Here is a 4,159-nt window from a genome sequence, read left to right as displayed (position 1 = left end):
TGTCTTTGAGACCGTCCGCAGTGAATACGATAATGCCGTTGTGGACTTCGGGGACGATGCTGCTGTAATTGATATCGGTGGCGACGATGTGATTCTGTTCGCAGCTGATGGCATATGGGGTAAGATTGCGAACAAGAGTCCCTGGTGGGCAGGTTATACTTCCGTTGTTGTCAATGTCAATGATATCTCGGCCATGGGTGGAAGACCGCTTGCAATGGTCAATATCATGTCTTCAAGCGATCCGAAGTCCACTAAAGAGATCATGGAAGGCATCAGGGACGGGATAAAAAAGTTCGGCGTACCTATGGTGGGAGGGCATATGCACCCCGACACTCCATATAATTCGCTTGCTGTGGCTATTATTGGCATAGCTAAAAAAGGCTGTGTGATTCGCAGTGACTCCGCAAAACCAGGTGATGTCATCATTGCAGCTTATGATATGGATGGCAGGGTCGGGACAAACTCTCCCTACAGCTGGGACACTACTTCATTCAAGGAGCCTGCTGTAGTCCGTGAAAGGTTCATGGTGATGCAGGAAATCGGTGAGAAGAAGCTTGTGACCGCAGGCAAAGATATCAGCAACCCTGGTACTATCGGCACTCTGGGTATGCTTTGTGAGATCAGTAAGACAGGAGCTTCCGTGGACCTGGGTCTGATCCCCTGTCCTGAGAGTGTGGACTTTGAGCAGTGGCTCAAGATATATCCGGCGACAGGATACATCCTGACTTCAAAGGAGGAGAATGCCGCCGAATGCCTCCGCATATTCGAGAAAGTGGGGATTATGGCTGCAGTGGTTGGGAAAATCGATAATACCCGTAAACTGGATATACTTTATGGCGACCGCAGGGCAACAGTATTTGATTTCCTGAAGGACTGTATCACTGGGATCGATGCCTGAAGATGCAAGTCTTAAAGTCTTGATGGCGGTAAAAAAGTTAAAGCAGCCTCAGTTATCACTGTTTACCCATGCCGTAAGTTCTTCATGCAGGAATTTCTCAGCGGCCTGGACCACTTCCAGCGTCCCGCGTAGCACTATTAGTTCCCTTTCGTCACATTCTACGATGTTGACCTTTATCCTTCTCTGGAGCGGTTCAAGCTCGAACTCTTCAACAAGGTCATAAACGATGTAGGACGGAGTACCCGGGGGTATTATAAGATCGTAAAGCCCTTCCAGTTCGCTTGCTTCCTCGTTACCCTCAGCTTCATTTTTTATTCTTTCCAGGTCTTCAAGTTGCAATTTTCTTACCAATGCTATCACCTTTAACTGATGGTTGATGGTGTGCGCCGGATAAATAATATTCGCTGTAGCTTATCCCTGGGCCTTCAGGCGCGTATCTATATAGATAAGGATTTCTTTTATGTGCACCTTTCTGATAATAGGAAGAATTCTCATGAGACTGATCGATCTATCTGATGCACTGGGGCAGATCCGGGTGGAATTTGCAGGTTGCAATATGAAATGTCCGTATTGCGTGCACATACACCAGCCATTTAAGGAGTGGTCTGTTGAGGATGTTGTAAACTTTGCAAAGCAGTCCACAACCAAAAATGTCTATCTGGGAGGGGCTGAGCCGACGCTTCAAAAAGACATGCTTCCACTGATAGAGGCACTTGCGGGCATTGGCAAGAAGGTCATATTGAAATCCAATGGTATGAAACCAGATGTGCTTGAGAAAGCCTTTCCTTTTGTGGAGGGTTTTGTGCTTGAGATAAAGGCGCCCCTGGAAGATATTCAGGGAATTATGGTTCTTACGGGGATGTCTGAAGAGCGCAGTACAAATTATGTTGCTCTGCTTCGCAGGTCCATAGAGATCGCACAACAGAAATGGCTGAGAGTATGGATACGGGTCATCCCGGAATTCATTAATCCTAAAACAATACAGTACATCCTGCCGGCTGTTGAGGGGGCTTCAGAGGTTATGCTCTACCAGTTCATGAGCAATCCTGAATTCGACCTGCCTTTTATGGGTCATGAGAGGCCGACTCCTTCCGGGAAGGAGATGAAAGAACTTGGTGGTATACTGGTGTTGAAAGTCCCCCAGGTGCGCCTTGTAGGTGAAATGGGGAAGATGGTAATGAAAATCTAATCTTCCCTTCTCAATGCTTTTGGGCCGGGAGTTTGACTTTAGTAGAATTCACCAAGCTCTTGCGCATTTTTAAAGATCATCCTGCTCTCCTGTTCTTCCAGGTAAAGGATAAGCTGTCCATCTTCAATTGATGCAGATGTCACGTTGGCCAACGATGCAAGGTATCCACTATCAAGTGATTCCTCGTCGCATGCTACAAGCGTCATCATTCCGGGCTCCAGTGTCAAGCTGCTACCTTCCATTGTATAGTCCCCGCTTCCGGTGTTGCAGTCTGCCCTGAAGTAGTATATACCATCCTCCAGGAATACAATATTGTAGTTTTCCGGATCAGGTACCTGCAACTGGCTTCCTGGTCCTTCTCCGTCCAGCCCTGTCCACTGCCATTCGATATTTCTAATATCAGCTATGTTCTCGTCGGATATCTCTGTGGAAGTTGCCTCAGTATCTCCATTTACTGGCGTTACGTTATCTTCAAGGATAGTATCGTTTCCTGATCCTTGGGGTGTTTCAGTGCAACCGAGTGTGAAGGCAGAAAAAGCCATCAGGAAGCACACTAATGATAAAACCCATATATCTTTTCTTCTCATCTAACACCTCTCCCTGGGAAATGATTGTGCAGAAATTTCAGTGAAAAGGTCCCACAGGGGCCGTGTTCACCTCCAGGATGGAGTTTCCTTCCCCATTTGTTTAAAGATTATCCTGCATTCTTATCCAGACCTGGCTGTTCTGTTCAAGACACTCCCTGTTCCAATGGACCTGCATAGATATATCTGTATTTTCATGATTAATAACTTTCGAAAATGATGGTAAATCATATCCAATAATGGATATGGTTAATGGTTTTCAATAAATGCTGTTCCTGCCTGTCTACCGGTACATTTATTCATTTTAAGCCGGTTATATGATGTGATTGAAATGCAGGAATACAAGTTGAAAAGAGGATTTGCACCTGATATTGACAGGTTAGAAGAATGCATGAAGGAGATATTCCCTTCCGAGGTCAGGCGCGACGGCAGGAAACTTGTCACTTCATACGGCATACTGTCTACACTTACTGTATGGGTGGAAGGCAAGAATATGGCTGTCGAGACGGTATCCGATACAACGCTCAAAGATGACAACCTTATCCTGGATTCCAATAAGCGTTTCAGGGATTTCCTTTTAAAGGCTACCGGCTACAGTGCAAAAGAGCGTCTGAAGCAGGCAAAGAAGAGTGTTTCTGAATAAAATCCTTCAATTTTTTACCTGGGCATTTTATCATGGATTTCCTTGAAAAATTGAAGAGCTTTGATATCCCTACCTGCCTGAGGGTGTGCGCCGGCACGGACGGCTCCGTGACCTTCCTGCTGGAGATAATGACCAGGCACCCCACAGCGGTTGTGACTGAGTACCAGTACGTTATCCCCGCCGACGAGCGCATGGCGCAGATCTTCGGGGTAGCTGTGGGCGCGGACATCAATGACCGCGTGGTAACACTTACCTCGGGTGATGTCCCTTACGTGTACGCACGCTCCCTTTCTCCTCTGGAGAAGATGCCAGAGGGTGTGCGCTGCGATATGATGAAAGCCGACATCCCCATAGGAAGGATCCTCCGCGACCATAACATAGAAACCCGCAGGGATTTTGAGAGCATCGACCTTATCGGGCACGAGCCCCTCTTCGACGCCTGCACCGTTCTCTCTCGTTCATACCGCATCGTACACAACAATAGTGTGCTCATGTGGATCAACGAGCGTTTTCCGGTGGATTCCCGCTGGTGCTTATAAACCCAATATCCCCCCAACCGAAAACTTATTAATCGATTCTGTATATTATGGATTCGCACCCCCAGCACTCATTCATTCTGCGCCTCGATGGCTTAGGGGTATAGCGCGTCCTTGGTAAGGACGAGGTCGCGGGTTCAAATCCCGTTCGAGGCTTGATATTAGGGGTTAAAAAACCCCTTTTCTATTTTATATTTTTGTTAGCACTTCCAGTATTGTTTAAAGAAAAGTTAGAGAACCTATTTTGAATTAGTGAAGCCACAAAATATATACGATTGAATCAATTTTCTTCATTTATGAAATACCGGG

The 4,159-nt window shown here is 46.5% G+C and carries 6 protein-coding genes and 1 tRNA gene; 5 read left to right on the top strand and 2 right to left on the bottom strand.

The features are described from left to right. On the top strand, window positions 1-898 hold an 898-nt coding region (locus Q8J68_RS02745; RefSeq protein ID WP_305310024.1), incomplete at its 5' end, for a methanogenesis marker 2 protein. Window positions 899-946: 48 nt separating this feature from the next. On the opposite strand, the gene Q8J68_RS02740 is transcribed toward Q8J68_RS02745, so the two are convergent. Continuing rightward, window positions 947-1,249 (bottom strand): hypothetical protein, encoded by a 303-nt coding sequence (locus tag Q8J68_RS02740; protein ID WP_305310023.1) that lies wholly within the window; start codon window positions 1,247-1,249, stop codon window positions 947-949. A 142-nt stretch (window positions 1,250-1,391) separates the two neighbouring features. Here Q8J68_RS02740 and Q8J68_RS02735 point away from each other — a divergent pair, with 142 nt between their 5' ends. After that, entirely contained in the window at window positions 1,392-2,087 is a 696-nt protein-coding gene (locus Q8J68_RS02735; RefSeq protein ID WP_305310022.1) for a radical SAM protein, read from the top strand. A gap of 38 nt (window positions 2,088-2,125) precedes the next feature. On the opposite strand, the gene Q8J68_RS02730 is transcribed toward Q8J68_RS02735, so the two are convergent. After that, the gene (locus Q8J68_RS02730; RefSeq protein WP_305310021.1) at window positions 2,126-2,674 is read right to left on the bottom strand and encodes an META domain-containing protein; all 549 of its coding nucleotides are present in this window, start codon (window positions 2,672-2,674) and stop codon (window positions 2,126-2,128) included. A gap of 328 nt (window positions 2,675-3,002) precedes the next feature. Between Q8J68_RS02730 and Q8J68_RS02725 the strand changes: the two genes are divergently transcribed. From Q8J68_RS02725 to Q8J68_RS02715, 3 genes are all read left to right on the top strand, one after another. Next, window positions 3,003-3,314, top strand: coding sequence for a DUF5611 family protein (locus tag Q8J68_RS02725; RefSeq protein ID WP_305310020.1), 312 nt, complete (start codon window positions 3,003-3,005; stop codon window positions 3,312-3,314). A 32-nt stretch (window positions 3,315-3,346) separates the two neighbouring features. Next, window positions 3,347-3,853 (top strand): chorismate pyruvate-lyase family protein, encoded by a 507-nt coding sequence (locus tag Q8J68_RS02720; protein ID WP_015054540.1) that lies wholly within the window; start codon window positions 3,347-3,349, stop codon window positions 3,851-3,853. 81 nt (window positions 3,854-3,934) lie between these two features. Next, window positions 3,935-4,006 (top strand) — tRNA-Thr (locus Q8J68_RS02715). Window positions 4,007-4,159: the final 153 nt, after the last annotated feature.

Origin of the sequence: Methanolobus sp. (genome assembly GCF_030682845.1) — an archaeon.
Lineage (GTDB): Archaea > Halobacteriota > Methanosarcinia > Methanosarcinales > Methanosarcinaceae > Methanolobus.
Note: the sequence above shows the minus strand (reverse complement) of the source record. Positions and strands in the feature narration are given on the sequence as shown.

Excerpts from the sequence above, each read along its gene's own strand:
- Q8J68_RS02730 (WP_305310021.1), bottom strand. The coding sequence starts at position 2,674 with ATGAGAAGAAAAGATATATGGGTTTTATCATTAGTGTGCTTCCTGATG.
- Q8J68_RS02725 (WP_305310020.1), top strand. The coding sequence starts at position 3,003 with ATGCAGGAATACAAGTTGAAAAGAGGATTTGCACCTGATATTGACAGG.
- Q8J68_RS02735 (WP_305310022.1), top strand. The coding sequence starts at position 1,392 with ATGAGACTGATCGATCTATCTGATGCACTGGGGCAGATCCGGGTGGAA.
- Q8J68_RS02720 (WP_015054540.1), top strand. The coding sequence starts at position 3,347 with ATGGATTTCCTTGAAAAATTGAAGAGCTTTGATATCCCTACCTGCCTG.